Annotated in this window: 10 protein-coding genes; all 10 read left to right on the top strand. The window is 50.5% G+C overall.

Going from position 1 to position 18,931, the window contains the following annotated elements; translation table 11 throughout:
• Window positions 1–36 precede the first annotated feature (36 nt).
• The 10 genes from LCH85_20950 to LCH85_20905 all read left to right on the top strand — a co-directional run bounded on the left by LCH85_20950 (window position 37) and on the right by LCH85_20905 (window position 18,923).
• Complete coding sequence (locus LCH85_20950; GenBank protein ID MCA0354469.1) at window positions 37–10,485, top strand: GAF domain-containing protein; 10,449 nt, start codon at window positions 37–39, stop codon at window positions 10,483–10,485.
• 24 nt (window positions 10,486–10,509) lie between these two features.
• Window positions 10,510–10,890, top strand: a complete 381-nt coding sequence (locus LCH85_20945) for a response regulator (protein ID MCA0354468.1) — start codon at window positions 10,510–10,512, stop codon at window positions 10,888–10,890.
• Window positions 10,887–11,720, top strand: a complete 834-nt coding sequence (locus tag LCH85_20940) for an alpha/beta hydrolase (GenBank protein ID MCA0354467.1) — start codon at window positions 10,887–10,889, stop codon at window positions 11,718–11,720. Before LCH85_20945 ends, LCH85_20940 begins: the two co-directional genes overlap by 4 nt.
• Window positions 11,721–12,063: 343 nt before the next feature.
• Window positions 12,064–13,323 carry an arsenic transporter gene (locus tag LCH85_20935; protein ID MCA0354466.1) on the top strand — a complete coding sequence of 420 codons (1,260 nt, stop codon included), beginning with the start codon at window positions 12,064–12,066 and terminating at the stop codon, window positions 13,321–13,323.
• On the top strand, window positions 13,320–13,832 hold the full coding sequence (locus tag LCH85_20930) for a hypothetical protein (GenBank protein ID MCA0354465.1): 513 nt from the start codon (window positions 13,320–13,322) through the stop codon (window positions 13,830–13,832). The genes LCH85_20935 and LCH85_20930 overlap by 4 nt, the downstream gene beginning before the upstream one ends.
• Window positions 13,833–13,843: 11 nt before the next feature.
• On the top strand, window positions 13,844–14,677 hold the full coding sequence (locus tag LCH85_20925) for an alpha/beta hydrolase (GenBank protein ID MCA0354464.1): 834 nt from the start codon (window positions 13,844–13,846) through the stop codon (window positions 14,675–14,677).
• Window positions 14,674–15,939, top strand: a complete 1,266-nt coding sequence (locus LCH85_20920; GenBank protein ID MCA0354463.1) for a glycosyltransferase — start codon at window positions 14,674–14,676, stop codon at window positions 15,937–15,939. The genes LCH85_20925 and LCH85_20920 overlap by 4 nt, the downstream gene beginning before the upstream one ends.
• Before the next feature lie 27 nt (window positions 15,940–15,966).
• Window positions 15,967–16,686, top strand: coding sequence for a pentapeptide repeat-containing protein (locus LCH85_20915; GenBank protein MCA0354462.1), 720 nt, complete (start codon window positions 15,967–15,969; stop codon window positions 16,684–16,686).
• 314 nt (window positions 16,687–17,000) lie between these two features.
• Window positions 17,001–18,275, top strand: a complete 1,275-nt coding sequence (locus tag LCH85_20910) for a WXG100 family type VII secretion target (protein MCA0354461.1) — start codon at window positions 17,001–17,003, stop codon at window positions 18,273–18,275.
• A gap of 42 nt (window positions 18,276–18,317) precedes the next feature.
• The gene (locus LCH85_20905; protein MCA0354460.1) at window positions 18,318–18,923 is read left to right on the top strand and encodes a hypothetical protein; all 606 of its coding nucleotides are present in this window, start codon (window positions 18,318–18,320) and stop codon (window positions 18,921–18,923) included.
• Window positions 18,924–18,931: the final 8 nt, after the last annotated feature.

The following is an 18,931-nucleotide window of genomic DNA, read 5'->3' as shown; positions in this document are numbered from 1 at the left end:
GGAGTTAATTCCTGTGCCTAAAGAACACAAATGCCCATGAAAATCTCTCCTCCTTCCACCGCAATTTGGCACGTGTTAACAGGCATTGCTCACCTCGCCCGTGAGCAATCGCCTGATTTGCCAACGTTCGCGCAGCGCTGTGCCGATTTGCTCAAGCAAAGCGGTATGTTTGCTCAAGGGGCGATCTTACGCCTTGGTCAACAACGTTCGTTGTTGACTGCATGGGGCATGAATAAACGCGCAACCAATCGGTTGTTGCCTGCTCGCGTTTTAAATGGTGGAAGTGAGGTTCGCCTACCCGATGGTTGGCAGATGTTTGAGATTGGCACTGCCGAGGTGCCTGGCGTTTTGGTCGCTCCAGTCACGATTGAGCCTGAACCACTTACGGTTTTGGTCGCTCAACTAACCAGTTTGTGGCAGGGCGTGGCCTTGCAAGAGGAATTTGCCCGCCGTGAACGCACGGTCGCGGCCATGACTGAATCGTTGCAAGGTTTGGCTCAGCAACTCAATGCCGACGATTTCTTGCAAACGTTGGTCACTCAAGCAACCGAATTACTGGGCGCTGCTGGCGGTGGGGTCTACATGACCGATTCCAACCAGCAATATTTGGAGTTGCGCCAAGTTGTGCAATTTCCGGCCAATTGGAATGGTGCCCGAATTCAGGTTGGCAAGGGTGTGGCTGGCAAGGTGGCCCAAAGTGGCAAGCCGATGCTGGTCAATGATTATGCCCAAGCGAAAGAAAAATACGATAATCTGCCCGAGGGCATTAACTTCACCGCTGTGATGGCCGCACCGCTCCGCGCCGACGAGGCGATTATTGGGGTCTTAGTGTTGGTGCATATCGAGCCTGATCGCGGTTTTCAAAATGCTGATTTGGCGTTGCTTGAATCATTCGCCGCCCAAGCTTCGTTGGCGATGCGCACAGCTAAACTCTTCGATGCCCAACGTCAACGCTCGCGCGAATTGTATTTGCTGTATGAAAATAGCTTGACGGTTGGCTCCTCACTTGATCTTAGCCATATTCTCAATCGATTAACTGAAAATGTTTTGCTGGCCCTTGGGGTTGAGCAATGTTTGCTGTTGCTATGGGATGATCGACGCAAGCTCTGTGAGTTGGTGGCCCAAGCAACTGACGACGATGCTGCTAATTCGCTCGATCTCTCGATTGGGGCAACCTATGAGTTGCGGCCTGAATCGATTTTGAAATTATCATTTGATACGCAACAACCGGTCGTGGTTGTCGATATTGATACTGACCCACGGATTAATGCTCAACGTTCATGGCTCAAGGCCCGTGGCATTCGCAGCGCCTTGGGCTTGCCGATGCTGCTCAAGGAGCGGGTAATTGGGACGTTGTTGTGTACCACCACCTCGAAAACTCGTACCTTCAACCCTGGCGAAATTACCTTGGCCCAAACCTTGGCGGCTCAAGCTGCCACAGCGATTGGCAATACCCGCTTATTAAACGATGAGCGCCGCCGCAATGCTGAGCTTTCAGTGCTGCAATCGCTGAGCGCCAAATTGACCTCAGGCGTGAGCCTGCAAGTTGCGCTCGAAAGCATCGGCGAAAGCGTTGTCCAGCTCTTTGATAATATCGACCTTGAAATTTGTCTCTACGATCCGCAAAATCAGGTTTTGAATAGCCAATTTGCCACCCCACGCACTCGCCAGCACTATGCTAGCGAAGGTGGTTCATATGGCATCGATCAAGGCTTGACTGGTTGGCTGGCGCGGCATCGCTCAACCTTGCGCATCGACGATTTGCAACGTCAAAAAATTGTTAAGCCAATTCGTCCGCACGAAACTGAAAGCGGCTTGGCTTTCCGCTCATTCTTGGGCGTGCCAATGTTGATTGGCGATCAATTGATTGGGACGTTGGAGCTTGGTTCAAGCACGGTTGGGCGGTTTGATGCTGAAGATGAGCGCTTGTTGAATATTATTTCTTCGCAAGCAGCCCAAGCGTTGCGCAATGTTCAACGCTACGAAGCCACCGACGAGGTGTTACGCGAACGGGTACGCGAGCTTTTGGCACTTCAACGCATTAGCCGTGAACTAACCTCGACCTTGCAGCTTGAGCAATTGCTGCCCGCGATGTTGACCGAAATCACCCAAGCTACAGGTTGTGGCTATGGGATTGTGGTGCTACATAACGAGGATGAATCGCTGCAAGTTATCGCGCAAACTGGCTACAACTCATCCGAAGCTGCTGGCGTGTTGGCGCTACCATTGCTGAATAATGGCTTGCTGAGTGCGCCAATGCAACGCGCCGAAGCCCTGATTTATGATGATGTAACCGTCTTAGAAGCGAATATTGCCTGGGGCGAAATTCGTTCGTTGCTCATGGCTCCAATTTTGTATGAAAATCGGGTGGCTGGGGCAATTATTGCCGGCGATGCTAAGGGTTATTCCTTCGATCACGCTGCGCTCGATTTCGTCCGAGCTGTGGCCGACCAAGCCGCTTTGGCGATTGGTAATGCCCAACACTATGAGGAGCAAGTTAAGCAACGTGAATTGTTGCAACAACGCGCTAGCCTCTTAAATGAAGTGCTGGAAATCGGTAACGCGCTACGGGCCGATATGGAGCTGAGCAATCTGCTTGAGCAAATCGCCTTTAGTGTGACCGAAGCCGCTGGCTATCGCATGGTCTTGTTCAATCTAATCGATCCGGTGCATCCGACGATTATGCGCACTGCCGCTGGGGCAGGGATTGCGCTCTCTGATTTGGAACAATTGCGCAGCGAAGATATTTCGATTGAAACTGTGCACCCCTTGCTCGATCCCCAGTATCGGATTGGTCGGGCCTATTACATCACCCGCGGCAGCGATTCGAATGCTTGGCACGATGGCGATCAACTGCTTGTGCCGCTCTACTCGACCGAACGCGAATTGATTGGGATCATGACGGTCGATGATCCGTTTACCCACGAAGCGCCAACCCGCCGCACGGTTGAAACATTGGAAATTTTCGCCAACCAAGCTGCGATTGCAATCGAAAATGCTTGGCTGTTTGATCAGCGTTCACGCCAAATTGCCGAGCTGGCGATTATCAACCGCATTAGCCGTGCGGCAACTGCTAGCCTCGAATTTAATGATTTGGCGCGTGAAGTCTACAATGTGCTACGTGAAAACCTGCCAATTCGCGCCTACTATTTGGCAGTTTTTGATACCCAGCGCAATAGTGTGGTCAAATCGTTGGCGATTGATGACGAACACTTTATGCCCGATGTGGTCAATGGGCCAATTAACGAAAGCTCGTTGATGGCACGAATCATCAAGCAGCGCAAAACGTTGTATTTCAATGATATGACCACTGAATTTCATTATGACGAGGATAATAGCCCACCGCGTAATGATGAAGGCAATAGCACCGATGTTCCGCGTTCGTGGATTGGCGTGCCGCTGTTGCTGGGTGATGGTACGGTGCGTGGGGTGCTTTCGCTGCAACATAATGAAGCTGGGCGCTATGGCGAACGCGATGCGGCAGTGCTCGATACGATTGCCAACCAATTGGCTGTGGCAATTGAAAATTCGCGCCTCTACACCGATACCCAATCGCGCTTGAATGAATTGGCGCTGATCAACAAAATTGGTAGCCTGACCAATTCAACGCTTGATTTTGTCGAAATTCTCAAGGGTGTTTACGAATCATTGCGCACAACCTTGGAATTGAACGTCTTTTATAGCTTCGTCTACGATCCAACTCATGGCGAGATTGTGCTGCGGGTCAATGTTGAAGAAGGCAAATTCTTCATCGAGGAGCAACGCGAGAAACTGTTGCCCAACTCACCATCAGCCCATGTTGTCAATGCCCTTGAACCCTTGGTCTTCCGTGATATGCCCCAAGAAATTGAGGGTAAATATACGATCAAGCGCTTTGGCAACCCCGATAAATGGGTGCGCTCGTGGGTTGGCGTGCCACTGAAGATTCGCGATGACACCGCTGTGGGGATGCTCTCGGTTCAGCACTACGAGCCAAATATCTATAGCGAACGCGAAGCTGAGTTGCTGCAAACGATCGCTAGCCAAGTGGCCTTGGCGGTGCAAAATGCCCGACTCTTCGGTGACCGCGAACGCCAAATTCGCGAGTTGGATGCAATTAGCCAAATTGGCCAGTTGATGAGTGCCTCACTTGATCTGAGTGAAATGCTGGGCTTGACCGCTGAATACTTGCAAGAAGTAACTTCAGCTCCAGTCTTCTACACCATGATCTACGATGCTGAGCACGACCAAATTACCGATGGCTATGCAGTCCAAGAAGGTGTGCCAGCCGAACGAACGCCACGTGGTAAGCCACGCCCAGGCAGCCCAAGCGCGTGGGTGGTGCAAAATCGTGCGCCCTTGATTTTGGCCGATGTAACTAACAAAGCTGAATTGCAACAAAAGGGCGTTCAGCCAATGGCTAATCCAATCGAGGGCAAAAATAAATCGCCACGCTCATGGATTGGCGTGCCGATTATTGCTCGCGACGGCGCACCGATTGGGATGCTCTCGTTGCAAGATTATCGGCCAAATGCCTTTGATCAGCGAACTGTCGCCTTCTTAACCAACGTGGTTTCGCACATTAGTTTGGGCGTGCAAAAGGTTCAGCTGTTCAACGAACGTGATCGCCAAATTAAAGAGCTGGATGTGATTCGCCGCGTCGGCCAAGTCACCAGCTCAACCTTGAACGCTGATGAATTGATGCAAGGCGTGTATAACGTGCTGCGTGAATTCTTGCCGATTGATATCTTCAATCTCAGCGTTTTCGATAGTGATTTGACGGTGCGTAGCCATAGCTTTGTGATCGATCGTGGCTTGATTATTCAATATCCCAAAGCTACGCCGATTACGCCACACTCGCTGACTGCTTGGATTTTGGAGCATCGTCAACCTTTGCTGTTCAAGCATGTTGACGAGGAAATGAAGGCCTATCCTGATATTCACCCACGGGTGCAATCTGCCGATACCGTGCTTTCACAATCGTTGATGGGTGTGCCATTGCTCACCAGCAGTGATGAACCACTGGGAATTTTACTGCTTCAACACTATAAGCAAGCAATGTTCGATGAACGTGATTTGCAATTGCTGATCAACGTGGCCTATCAGGTAACGTTGGGGATGCAAAATGTGTTGTTGTATAGCCAAACTCAGGATGGTTTGGAGCAACTAGCAACTGAAGCTGAACGTTTGGCGCTGATCAATCACGTTTCTGATCTGACCGCCTCGACGCTTGATACCCAAGTGCTCTACGATTTGGCGGTTGAAGAAATGGCCCAAGTGACCGATGCTTCGCAAGCTCGCTTGGTGATTTTTGATTACGAAGCCCAAGTTGGCTATACCCGCGCCGAATTCCCCAAAGGCGATCTGAGCATCGAAGTTCCGGTTGCCAACAACGGCACAATTCCATGGATGCAGCGCCATCGTCGCCCATTGGTGATCAACAAGCCGCTTGAGCACGAATTAACTGAATCGTTCCGCGAAACGATCAACCAATTGGGCATTCAGGCGTTGATGTTGGTTCCGCTGATCGTCAAGGGCGAAGTGGTTGGCTCGATTGGGCTTGATCATATTGGCGAGAGCCGTCATTTTAGCCAACGCGATGCTGAAACCTGTCAAACCATCGCCAACCAGATTTCGCAAGGCTTGGAAAATGCCCGTTTGTTTGCTGAAACTGAGCGTCAAGCCCATGTGCTGAGCCGCAAAGTTGGTGAATTGTCGGTGCTCTTGGAAGCAGGTCAAGCACTTAGCTCAATCCACGAACCAACCCAAGTCTTAGATACCTTGGTGCGCTTGGTGGGTCGCCAACTCAATATCGAAACTGTGATTCTGTTTACTGGCGATGAAGAACTCCAGCCAGTAGCTTCGTTGGGTCTGCCAAGCGATTTTGTGCAAGGCTTACGGGTCAAGCGCGGCGAGGGCTTGGTTGGTACAGTCGCTGAGCAACGCAAACCACTGACCACCAGCGCCACCGATGGCAATTCATCAATCATCTCACAATATACTGAATTCAATCGCGACCATGGCCTCTCGGTCTTTATGGGTGTGCCGATTGTTTATCGCAATGAATTGTTAGGTGTGCTGAGCGTGATGTCGGGCACAGGAGCATTATTCAGCGAAGATGATACGGCGCTGTTGAGTGCTTTGGCCGACCAAGCGGCAATCGCAATTGAAAATACCCGCCTGTTCGTGGAGCGCGAACGCCAAATCACGGTGCTGCAAGCATTAAATGATGTGACCCAAGCGATCACTTCGACGCTTGATCCACAAACTTTGCTGCGCCAATTGCACCTGCGTTTGAGTAGTGTGGTCGATACGCGCTACTCGTTCATCGTGCTCTACGACAGCGATCATAATGTGCTGACCTTCCCAGTGGTGATGAATGCTGGCCGTGAGGAGCGGCTAGAGCCGCAAGCGTTGGCTGAAGGCGTGTTAAGCCGAGTGATTCGCGGTCGGCGCACGATTGTGTTGAACACAAGCGAAGAAACTGCCAATGCCTCGCGTTTCTTGCTGGGCCACGACACCCCGATGGCTTCGTGGGTCGGGATTCCGATTATGCTGGGCGATATGGTTTTGGGGGTTATCACCATCCAAAGCCCAAATCAACGGGCATTTAGCACTGAAACCATTCAATTCTTGCAAGCAGTCGCCAGCCAAACCGCAATCGCGCTTGAAAATGCCCGCTTGTTTGCTGATCGCGAACGTCAAGTAACCGAAGCGGCAATTTTGTCGTCGATCAGCCAATCGATGACTGCAACGCTCTCGCCTGAGGAATTGGCTAGCTCAATTTTGAAAGGCTTGACTGAAATCTACAATACTGACAATGCCTATATCGTGTTCTACGATGCGCCAACCAATATGATCTCGACTACGGTTGGCTTTAGCAATGGTCAGCCCTATTCGTTGATTTCGCATGTGTTGAGCAATAACTTCCTCAAAACGATGTTGTTTGAGCAACGTCCATTGATGTTCAACAGCAGCAGCGATTTATTGAATGAGCGCTTCTCGCCACGGCTAGAGGGCATTCCCGATGCAATTGAGCCAGAATCGGTGATTGCGGCTTCGATCACCATGGGTAGCCAAACCTATGGGATGAATATCAATCAGCCGTTGGGCGTGATTGTCATTCAAAGCCCGCAACCCAACACATTTAGTCGGGCACAACTTCAGTTCCTTGAATCATTGGCTAACCAATCGTCGGCAGCAGTGCAAAAAGCCATGCTGTTTACCGAACGTGAGCGCCGGATTCGCGAATTGGATACGCTTAACCGCATCAGCCAAGGGATTACCTCAACCATTAGTTTGGATGAAATCTTAGAACGCTTGTATGCTGGTTTGGGCGAAATTGTCGATGTTAGCACTGCCTTCATTGGCTTGTACGATCCGCAAACCCACTCGATGGAATTCCGCGAAGCTCATGATCGGGGTGCACCAGTCACGATTGGTTCACGTCGATTGTCGGTTGGCGTGCCAGCGTGGGTTATCGAGCATCGCCAGCCGTTGTTGCTGAATACCTCGGAAGAGGCCAACGAATATCGTGATGCCCAAACCCAAATCACCTCGGAAACCAGCGCCATGCGGGTTGGTGGCCAAGGTGAGATTGAACAATCGTATCTGGTTGTGCCAATTGTGGTTGGCGTTGATGTAATTGGGATTATCAATATTCAGAGCTATGAAGAATATTCGTTCTCTGAATATGATATGAGCTTCGTCACCACGGTGGCGGCGCAGGCAGGCGCGGCGATTGCCAATGCTCGCCTATTCTCCGAACGCGAACAATCGATTCAGCGCTTGAACACCTTGAACAATATCGGTCAAGCCTTGAGTTCAACGGTGCGTTTCGACGACTTGCTGCGGGTGATTTACGAGCAAACTGGCAAGTTGGTCAAAACCGAAAACTTCTATCTGGCGCTGTATGATGAGCGCAATAAAGAAGTGACCTTCCCGCTGTATTACGAATATGGCCATGCAATCAACGTCATGCCACAGCGCGGCGTAAATGGCTTGACTGAATATGTCATTCGTAAGCGCCAACCATTGTTGCTGCAAGGCCCACATATCGCCGAACGCATGACCGAAATGAAGGTCGATCAAGTTGGCGATATGGCTCGTTCATGGCTAGGGATTCCGCTGATCGCCGCTGATAAGGTTGTCGGGGTTATGACGGTTCAAAGCTATGAGCAGGATAATGCCTATAGCGATGAATTGGTGCAATTGTTGCTCACGATTGCCTCGCAAGCCGCCCAAGCCCTAGAAAATGCGCGGCTCTTCTCGGAATCACGCCAAAGCGTGCGCGAACTTTCGACGCTTTCAGAAACCAGCGTTTCCTTGGCCAGTACCTTGGAAATCGACGAATTGATGGCGATCAGTGCTTCGAGCGCAATCGAAATGTCGCGGGCCGATTTCGGCGGAATTATCGTGGTTGCAGGCGATGGCTACACAATTACCAACTCGTTGGCGCTCAATCGCGACCACATGGAATTGGAACTGCCTGATACCAACGAGCTTGATGTTGGCAGCATGGAAATTTTGCGGCCATTGCGCTCAGGCCATCCATTGGCCTTGTTCGATGCCAGCACCGACGAAGGCTTAGCGCCATTCGTCAATAGCATCGGCATGCGTGGCTCGATCTTCTTGCCAATGTTGCGCGAAGGTTTGCGCGGCGTGGTGTTCGTGGGGATGGACGAACCATTTACCTTCAACGAACGCACAATTTCGAGCTTGATGATTTTGGCAACCCAAATTGGCCAAGCGATCAATAATGCTCAATTGTTCGATCAAATTCGCCGTTTCAACCTTGAACTCGAAGAAATTGTTGATCAACGGACTTTGGAACTTAAGGGCGAAAAGGAACGGGTCGAAGCGCTCTACAATATTGCAACCGAACTTGGGACGACCCTCGACCGCGATGAACTCTTGTTGCGCACACTTGATCTCGCGGCTTCGGCCTTGATGGTCCGACGTGGGGCGGTCTTCTTGCTCGACCGCGAATCCAAAGATTTGGTGTGTCATGCAGTGCTCAACGAAGAATTGGGCTTGAAATCAATCGAAACGCGAGTACGCTTCCAACACCCAGGCTTGGCCAACTGGATCATCGAGCACAACGAAGGCGTGGTGATCTCCGATGTTTGGTTGGATGAGCGCTGGACGAATGCTCAAAGTGGTCGCGGCGACGATGTACGCTCGGTGATTGCCGTGCCCTTGCTTTCGAGCGACGCACCGCAAGGCGTGTTGATGCTCTATAGCAACGAAATTGGCTTCTTCACCCAAGATCACCTGCGCTTCCTTTCGACGATTGGCGGCGAAGTTTCTTCGGCCTTGCACAACGCCGACCTTTACACCTTGGTTTATGATTCGGCTGACCGACTCTCTGATGCGATGTGGCAACAACGCGAAGAAGCTAGCAAGACCGCCGCTATTCTCCAGAGTGTTTCGGAAGGGGTTATGGTGCTCGACCACCAAACCGAGAAGATCATTCTGTATAATCCAGCCGCCGAAGATGTGCTGCGGATTCCACGCTCGGAAGTGATGCACAACAGCTTGCAAGTGGTGGCGGCTCCGCGCAACGAAGAAGAACTCCACGAAGAAGGCCGTTCGTTGCTGCTGTATGCTGGTTTGCACGAAGGTATTCAGGTGGTGCAACGCTCCGAAGGCGTGCATCGCAGCATGATCGAATTGCCAGGCCAATCGATTGCGGCCAACTTTGCCCCAGTGGTTGGCGAAGAAAGCTCACGCTTCGGGGTTGTGGTGGTCTTGCGCGATATCACCCGTGAAGTTGAAGCCGATCGAGCTAAACGCGACTTTGTGGCTACGGTTTCGCACGAGTTGCGCACACCACTTACCCCAATTCGCGGCTTTGTCGATTTGCTCTTGCTCGGTGCAGTTGGTCAACTCTCCGACCCACAACGCGAAATGTTGAACACCGTCAAGACCAATGCAATGCGCATGGTGGGCTTGGTCGAAGACCTGTTAGAAATTGGGCGCTTGGAAGCAGGCAAGATCGTCTTGAACACTGCGCCGAACCAAATCAACCAATTGGTACGCGATATCGTGGCGACATGGGGCCTTGAGATCGAGAAGAAGAATATGACGCTGAAACTCGAGCTTGACGACACATTGCCATTAATCGAGTATGATAGTAAGCGGATTGGACAGGTCTTGACGAACATGGTTTCGAATGCGATCAAGTATACCTACGCTGGTGGCGATGTGATAATCCGCACCTTCATCAACGAAGACAAAATGATCCAGCTTGATGTCAAAGATACCGGGGTCGGTTTGACAGCCGAGCAACAAAAGAGCATGTTCAAACGATTCTATCGAGCCGATAGTCCCCTACGTGATGAAGTTGGCGGCACAGGCTTAGGGCTTTCCATCGCTAAGTCGTTTATCGAATTGCATAATGGCGATATGTGGGTGCAAAGTATCTATGGTGAGGGCAGTACATTCAGCTTCTCGCTACCAGAAGTGCAACCACGCCCCGACTTAGGCGAACGTGATGAGGTCTAGCATCGGCAGAACACAGGAGCTTCGATGGGCATGATCAAAATTCTCGTTGCAGACGATGAGCCAGATGTGCTGTTTATGACCAGCTTCAGCCTGCGGAGCCTTGGCGGGTTTGAGGTGATCGAAGCACATAATGGAGCAGAAGCGGTTGAACTAGCCCTTCAGGTTACTCCAGAGTTGCTGGTTCTTGATATTAAAATGCCACGGATGACTGGCTACGAAGCATGTCGTGAGTTGCGCAAGTATCCACAATTTGCTTCGACACCAATTATTTTGCTATCGGCTAAAGGGCAAAAAACCGAAATTGAGGAAGGCTGGGAATCAGGCGCGACTGAGTATATGCTCAAGCCCTATGCCCCAGCAACACTCATTGGTCGGGTGCGCGAATTGTTGAGTACGCGGGCATGAGTGCAATTTTTATCGAAAATCGGGTCGTGCATTACGAGGTTTTTGGCCGTGGTCAGCCAATTATCTTCTTGCATAGTTGGCTTGGCTCTTGGCGCTATTGGGTTCCATCGATGGAGATGGTCTCCGATCGCTTTCGGGCCTATGCTCTCGATTTTTGGGGTTTTGGCGATTCGGATCGATCGATCGGTACCTACAATATCGATGCCTATGTTGAGCAACTTTTAGCCTTTATGCGCGAATTGGGGATGGTTCGCACCAACCTGGTTGGCCATGGCCTTGGCGGCATGGTGGCAATTCGGGCGGCGGCGCAAGCTCCCAATAGTTTTATCAAAGTGATCACCTCGAACATGCCCGTGTATGGCGAGCCGTTGAGCACCTTGGTGAAGCCCAGCACGCTTTCGCGCTTGATGGGCAAATCGAACCCCAATGAAACGTGGAGCAAGCTGCTCAAAAATATCAAAATCGATGATGACACCTATCGCGAAGTGCTGGAAGATACCAACGCTACTTCGGGCGATGTGATTCAGCGGGTGTTTGATTCGGTGCTAGCAGCTGACTTGCGCTCGACCCTTGAAACACTCAAAACCCCAACTTTGGGCATTTATAGTGGCAATGATCAAATTGTTGCCCGCGATCATGCTCAATTGTTTGAAACTGCGGCGATTGAACACCAAGTGCTGACAATGGAAAATAGTACCCACTTTCCATTCTTGGATATTAATTCGCAGTTCAACCGCTTGATTCTCGATTTCTTTACCAGTCGTGGCGCAAACACTGTCCAAATTAAGGAAGAGTGGCGGCGACGGATTAGCCAATTCGAGTATTTGTAGGCGCTTAAAAACGATGATTCGTAGCAACCGTCACCACGGCTGTGGTTGGCGGTTTTTTTATATGCTGGGGATCGGTTGTCGGGGGTTGGGGATCGGAAAAAACCTTAGAATATATAGGGCTTAGAGAATGGGGCTATTGGCTCAAGGCTTTGGGCTATGTGGCGATCAATTTGTGGAATTCGGGCAATTCGTGGCTAAAAAATGGCTATGGGCTATAGACTATCGGAGATTTATTGGTATGTCTATAAGTTATTAATTCTATAGCCAAAAGCCTAGTACCATAAATGCTTCGCGGTTAAAAATCTGAACCCTGACAACTAACCCCTCATTTAATAGGAAGATCATGCAACTGCTACTTGGTGGAACAATTTTTGGGGCCACGCTCTTGGGCGTGATGGTTCGTCCGCGCAATATTTCGGAAGCTTGGGTCGCGTTACTTGGCGCAGTTGCCATGTTATTGGTCGGGATTTTGCCACTGAAGGCAATTTTGCCGACGCTTGTCCGCGAATGGAATGTGTATGGTTTTTTTGTGGGCTTGATGCTGATTGCCTTTTTTGCCGAGCAAGCTGGGGTGTTTCAAGCCTTGGCGTTACAGGCGGCGCGTTGGGCCAATGGCTCAGCACAGCGTTTATATTTGGCAGTATTTTTGGTGGGCACGCTGATTACGGCGGTGCTCTCCAATGATGCGACAGCCTTGATTTTAACCCCAGTGGTTTGGACTTTGGCCAGCCGTTTACGCTTGCCAGCTTTGCCATTTATGTTTGCTTGTACCTTTATTGCCGATACTGCCTCGACTTTGCTGCCCGTTTCCAACCCGATTAATATTTTGGTGCTAACCCGCTTTAATCGTGAGTTGCTAGAATATTGGGCCTATTTGTTGGTGCCATCGCTGGTGTGTATTGGCTGGAATATTGGGCTATTTGCCTGGTTGTTTCGGCGCGATTTGCAGGGCAGCTATGATTTGGCGCTGCTTGATGATTTAACTATCGCCAACCCACGCCTTTATCGGGCAACCCTTTTTGGCTTGGCAAGCATCGCTGTGGCCTATGTGGCTGGCTCGTTGTGGCATGTGCCATTGGCCTTTGTGGCTTTGGCTGGGGCCGCTCTCTTAGCGGCAATTAGTTGGTGGAACGGCACGTTTAAACCCAAACAAGCCTTACATGAATTATCACCAGCATTGTTTGGCTTTATTAGCGGCATGTTTTTGGTTGTACGGGCGATTGAGCAATTAGGCTGGACTGAACGCTTTGGCGCGAGTTTGTTACAGGGCAGCGGCGCGAGTTTGGGCAATATTGCGCGGGTGATTTTCGGTAGTGCGCTTGGCTCGAATATGATCAACAATGTGCCAATGACCTTGGTGATGACCTCGACCCTTGAACATTTGCCCAGCACGCCCGAGCCTGCTTTGATTTATGCCACCATTTTTGGGGCTGACCTTGGGCCAAATTTAACGATTGTTGGCTCGTTGGCTACCATGCTGTGGTTGGTGATTTTACGGCGCAAGGGTCTGGAAATTAGTGCCAAACAATACTTTAAATTGGGCTTGCTGTTTGTGCTACCATCCTTATTAATTGGTACATTTTGGATGTGGCTGATGGCATGAATTATTACTTCTTTGACCAATTAACCCGCTGGCTGGAACGGCGAGGTATGGATTATACTCGTCCGATGCAAACCAACCCGCAGGCTGCCGATGTGCATCTGCGTTGGGTTGCGCCGCTGCCACTAATTGGCAAAGTGACCAATGATCTCGCTTTTTGGGATTTTGATCGGCTGGCGATTGAGCCTGAGCATCAAGCCTATGCCTTAGAACAAGCCAATTTGGCCCAATTAACCTTGGTCGAGGCTAATTTTGTGCGGAAACGCTGGCTACGCTTGCATCTTCCGAATGCAGTTACGGTTGCCGTGAGCGCCCGTAAATTTAGCGCCGAATGCATTAAATTGGTTGAGCAACCGTTTTTTGCTTGGACTGGTGGCTATGCTTGTTCGATGATCTTGCTCAACCCACGTGGCTATAGCATTATTCATCAGCGAACTTGGCCGCGCTCAAGCCTGCCACCCAAAATAGCGATTGATTTCGTCCAAACAATGCTGAAAACCTTAGATTCGTAGTTGAGGTAGCTATGCAATCGATTGAATTATCCGATGCAACTGGATTTTTAGAACGCTACGCCGATATGCCCATTCCTGGCCTGTTGCCGCGCAATGTCGATGTTTGGTTGCCGGCCAACTATCATAGTAGCAGCGAAGCTTTTCCGGTAATTTATATGCACGATGGCCAAAACTTGTTTGACCCAGCCTTAGCCTATATCGGAGTTGATTGGGGAATTGACGAGGCGCTCGAAAATCTGATTGCCAGCCAAACGATCAACGGGGCAATTGTGGTTGGCATTTGGAATAGCGAGCAACGGATTCGTGATTATTTGCCAGCCAAGCCATTTCATTCTGCTAGTGCCGCGATGCAAGCCCAATTTGAAGCAGCGGTTGGTGGTGGCCCGCTTTCCGACGAATATTTAGCATGGATCGTCAAAACGCTCAAGCCGCAGATTGATACACGCTATCGCACTCACCCTGAGCCTGAGCATACCAGCATTATGGGTGCAAGTATGGGCGGGCTGATTTCGCTGTATGCCTTGGTGCAATATCCCAAAGTTTTTGGCAATGCTGGTTGTGTTTCAACCCACTGGCCGATTGGGGCTAGCCGATTGGTGGCTTGGCTGGGCAAACGTTTGCCTAAGGCTGGCAAGCATCGAATCTATTTCGATTTTGGCACTGAGGATCTTGACGCTGAGTACGAACCCTATCAAATTGAGATGGATGGGTTTATGCAGGCAGCAGGATATATTCAAGGCGACGATTGGCTTACCCAGAAATTTGTGGGGGCGGGCCATTCTGAGTTGGCTTGGCGCGAACGAGCTGAATTGCCGCTGGCCTTTTTATTGGGAGCGAGCGTGTGAGAATTTTAATTATTGCCTTTGGCACACGCGGCGATGTTCAGCCGATGGTGGCCTTGGGCTTGGCCTTGCAAGCGCGTGGGCATTCGATAACCCTGTTGGTCAGCAGCAATTTTAAAAGCTGGGTTGAGGAGTTTGGGTTACAAGTGGCGACTGCGCGGGTCGATATTCAGCAAATGATGTTGAGCGATCATGGCAACGATTGGGTCAAACATGGGGCTAATCCAATTAAACAGCGCAATGCGATGCGCCGTTTGTTGAAGCAACATGCCTTGACCATGGTTGAAGATGCTTGGCAAGCGGCCCAAAACTGCGATGTTTTGATCAGCAGTTTTACCTCGGATGTCTTTGCAGTGACCTTGGCTGAAGTGTTGAATGTGGTGCATATTAGCACGCCACTGCAACCAGCGATGTTGGCCACCCGTTGCGGCCCTGCCAGTGCGGCAGCAATTCTACCAAACCACGAGAGCATCATTAATTATTGGTTTGGGCGCTGGGTGCTTGAGCCATTTATGTGGCAAGTTGGCGGCGATTTTATTAATCAGTTTCGCCAGCAACAGCTCAAATTGCCAGCCCAAAGTGTGCGCGAATATGCTCAGCGCTTACGTCAAACCACCATCATTCAAGGCTATAGCTCGGCAATTATTCCGCATCCTAGCGATTGGCCCGCCAATATTCAGACGGTTGGTTATTGGATGTTGCCGCCAGATGAAGCTTGGCAAATGCCGCCTGAGCTTGAGCAATTTTTGGCCGATGGCCCAACTCCAATCTATATTGGTTTTGGCAGTATGACCGGAGCCAATCCCGATGCTTTTACCGAACTGCTGCTCAAAGCTGTGGCGCATAGCGGGCAGCGGGCAATTATCCAAACTGGTTGGGCTGGCTTAGGCCAAATCGAACTACCCAAAACGGTTTTTCGGATTGGCTCAGCGCCGCATGAACGACTTTTTCGCCATGTCAAAGCGGCGGTGCATCATGGCGGGGCTGGCACAACGGCTGCAAGCTTGGCCGCTGGTTTGCCAACCGTCATCGTGCCGCACTTGGGCGACCAGTTGCGTTGGGGGCAGCGCGTGTATGATTTGGGCTTAGGGCCAAAGGGGATTCCGCGCAATAAACTCACTGTTGATCGTTTGGCTTGGGCGATTTCGCAGGCCGCTAATACACCGAGCATGCAGCACAATGCCCAAGCTATGGCCAAAACGTTGCAAGCCGAGCAAGGTATCAGCCGCGCCGTCGAAATTATTGAACAACGGATACAAGCTTAGTTTTGGAATGCTAGTGAGGCGCTCGCAATGCGCTATTTTTCGCAACAAAAGCTTGATCAACTGCTGGCTGCGCACGCCGAATGGTTGCAAGAACCGCTTGGCGAAGCCTTGAGCTTGCGCAATTGTGATTTGCGGGGCATGGATTTGCGTGGACGTTCGTTGATGCGTATGCAGTTTGAAAACGTGGTGTTGGCAGGCTGCGATTTGCGTGATTGTAATTTTTTTGGGGCAACGTTGCGCAAGGTCGATTTACAAACTGCCGATTTGCGTAAGGCCTGTTTTGCTTCGAGCTTTTGCGAGCAAATTGATGCCCGTGACAGCAATTGGCAACAGGCTGATCTGATCAGTGCAATCATTAAACTCAGCGATTTTAGCCAAGCCAATCTGACCTATGCCGATCTGAACAAAACCAGTTTTGAGACCAGCGTTTTGGATCAGACAAGGCTTAGTTATACCCATGCGGTGCGTTTTAGTCTGAGCCGTAGCTCAGCTCGTAACGCCCAATTTGATCATGCCATCCTTGATTTTGCGACGATTTACGCTTGCGATTTACGGGGTGCAAACTTAAATGCAGCCAGTTTACGCAAGCTCAAAAGCTTTGAGCATGTAGCGGTGGCTAATTTGCAAGCTAAGGATGTGGTGGTTGAGGGTGGGCGGTTTACTGGTTGGTTTGATGCCAGCCCTGAGGCCGATGGCAGCCAACGCCACGATGCTGATTGGATGCGAGCCAAGCTGCTTGAGGCTTGAATCAATTTGATCAAATGAGTGGCGCAATTTAGTTAACCCCTTGATCAACCGATCAAGGGGTTTTGCTTGGTCTTGTTCTTGCAACGCGCTAGCTGGGGCAAAACAGGCTTTAGCCTAAAAAGACTAACCTGATCAAGATACTTAACAATAACTAACTAGCTAGCTGCTAGATTGCAGCTTTTTCTTAATAAAGATCTTGACGTAAGCTGGTTTTTATACGATGATACTGCTACATTTCGGTTTTTTACCCCACATTCGGTCAACGAGAGCAAGGGCATTCCCGAGGTTGAAGCGCACTTTTAAGGAGTATTGGCATGGGAGCTGAAATCGTTCAAGCTCAGTATGACCAACTCACTCAAGTTGCAAGTCGGTTTGGCAAGCAATCGGAGGTAGTTGATCAAATCAACAGCCAGATTCGCCAGAGCTATGAAAGTTTAGCCAATGGCGGATGGATGGGTGATGCGGCAAAGGCATTTTTTAATGAAATGCAGACGGAAATTTTTCCCACAATGCAACGTCTCACTAATGTATTGCGGGAAGCTCAAACGGTAACCCAACAAATTAGCACAGTCTTTCAGCAAGCTGAACAAGAGGCGGCTAAAGGTATCTCGTTTGGCGATGGCGGAGCTAGCTCAAGCGCTGGTAGCGGTGTTTCGTTCAGCGCTGCGGCAGGTAATGCAGCAGGCTCGGCGGCGGCGAATCAGTTGCCACCACCACGCATGTACATTGTCAATGGGATTAACGCCAGCGAGCCAGATGGTACTCCAGGCGAAGGGCCACAGCAACTGGCTGGCTTGTTGGCTTCCCACGGCTATGATCCTAGCCAAATCAAGGCGATGCCAGCAATTTACAATACCAACTACACCACCAACTTGCAAGGCACCAATCTGCAAGGCACCAATCATGGTGGTTGGTTGTCGCCCGTCGATTGGCTGACCGGAGCCGGAGCCTCAGTTGTTAATGGGATTACAGGCGCTGGTGCAACGGTTGTCAACGGGGCTTCAATGTTGTTTAATACTGGAGTCGGGGTCAGCGAAGTTGTGCAAGAGTATACAATGCAAGATCAAGGCAAGTATACTCAAGAAAGCTACAACTTTATTCAACAAGACCTTGCCCGTAACCCATTATTGCCTGGCCAAACCGTCATGCTGATTGGGCATAGCGGCGGTGGGGCGGTTGTCAGTAACCTCGCGCCAATGCTTGAAAATAACATGGGCGTTGATGTTTCTGGGGTGGTTACGCTCGGATCGCCGGTAGCCAACGCTGATCGGGCGATGCAATATGCCAAATTCCTCAGCGTTAGCGACAAAGGCGATTATATTGGCCAACCATGGATTCGCTCCGATGAAGGGCGTAATTTCCTAACTCCAGGCTTGATGACTGGGATCTTAGCGCCTAAATCCTTGCCATTGGTTGTACCAGGGGTGCTTGGAGCCGATAACGCCTCCCGTGATGCTGGCATCAATTACTTTACGACCAACGCCAATGCGGGCAACCCAATTAGCAATCACAACTCCTATTGGACGAGCAACGATGTGGTTAGCATCATTAAAAACAGCTATCCCCAAGTTGCTCCATACCTGAAGTAATCCATGCAGGTTGTGTGTAGAGTATGGTGGGGGATGCTTGCAATGGGATTGTTGGCATCACTCTTTGGATGTGGATCAAGTGCTGTTCCCGAGGCCGTGCGTAACGGCCTCGATGAACAGTCGATTCAAACAATTGGCACACTTGATATCAGCCCGTGGTTGGGTGACAAACCACGCTATCGCCGTTTAAGCTTGATTCGAGCTCAAACCGTGGCTGGCGAACCAACAACGATTGCCTACCTTGAGCCAAATGCTGGTGCAGCGGCGTTTGCGCTTCCTTTGACTCAGACTTTTCCCGAAGCCCCGCTGCAAACAGCCTTATTCGAGATCGATGGCTATCGGCTGATTGTTGGCTTGGTTGATGATAGTGTTATGGGTGAACTCACAACGATCGAATTTGAACGTGAAGAACCAGATCAAACTCGTTGGTTAGAAGCATTAAAAGTTAGTAAACTTAATAAACGGACATTTGTGATTCCAATCGCCCCGAATGAACAAGCGCAATGGCCAACGGTCCAACGGATTGCGGTGAACACTCGTGAATCGCGCCAACGTGGGGTCGATGATCGCAATGCTTCGGGCCACGAATGGGACCATCAATATTCCAACCCGATTGCAATTGACAGTACCTTTGCGGTTGTACCGTAGGAGATTAG

It is taken from the genome of Chloroflexota bacterium (assembly GCA_020161265.1).
Taxonomy (GTDB): Bacteria; Chloroflexota; Chloroflexia; order Chloroflexales; family Herpetosiphonaceae; genus Herpetosiphon.
The sequence above is the reverse complement of the archived record's forward strand: the minus strand, read 5'-3'. Positions and strand labels throughout refer to the sequence as shown.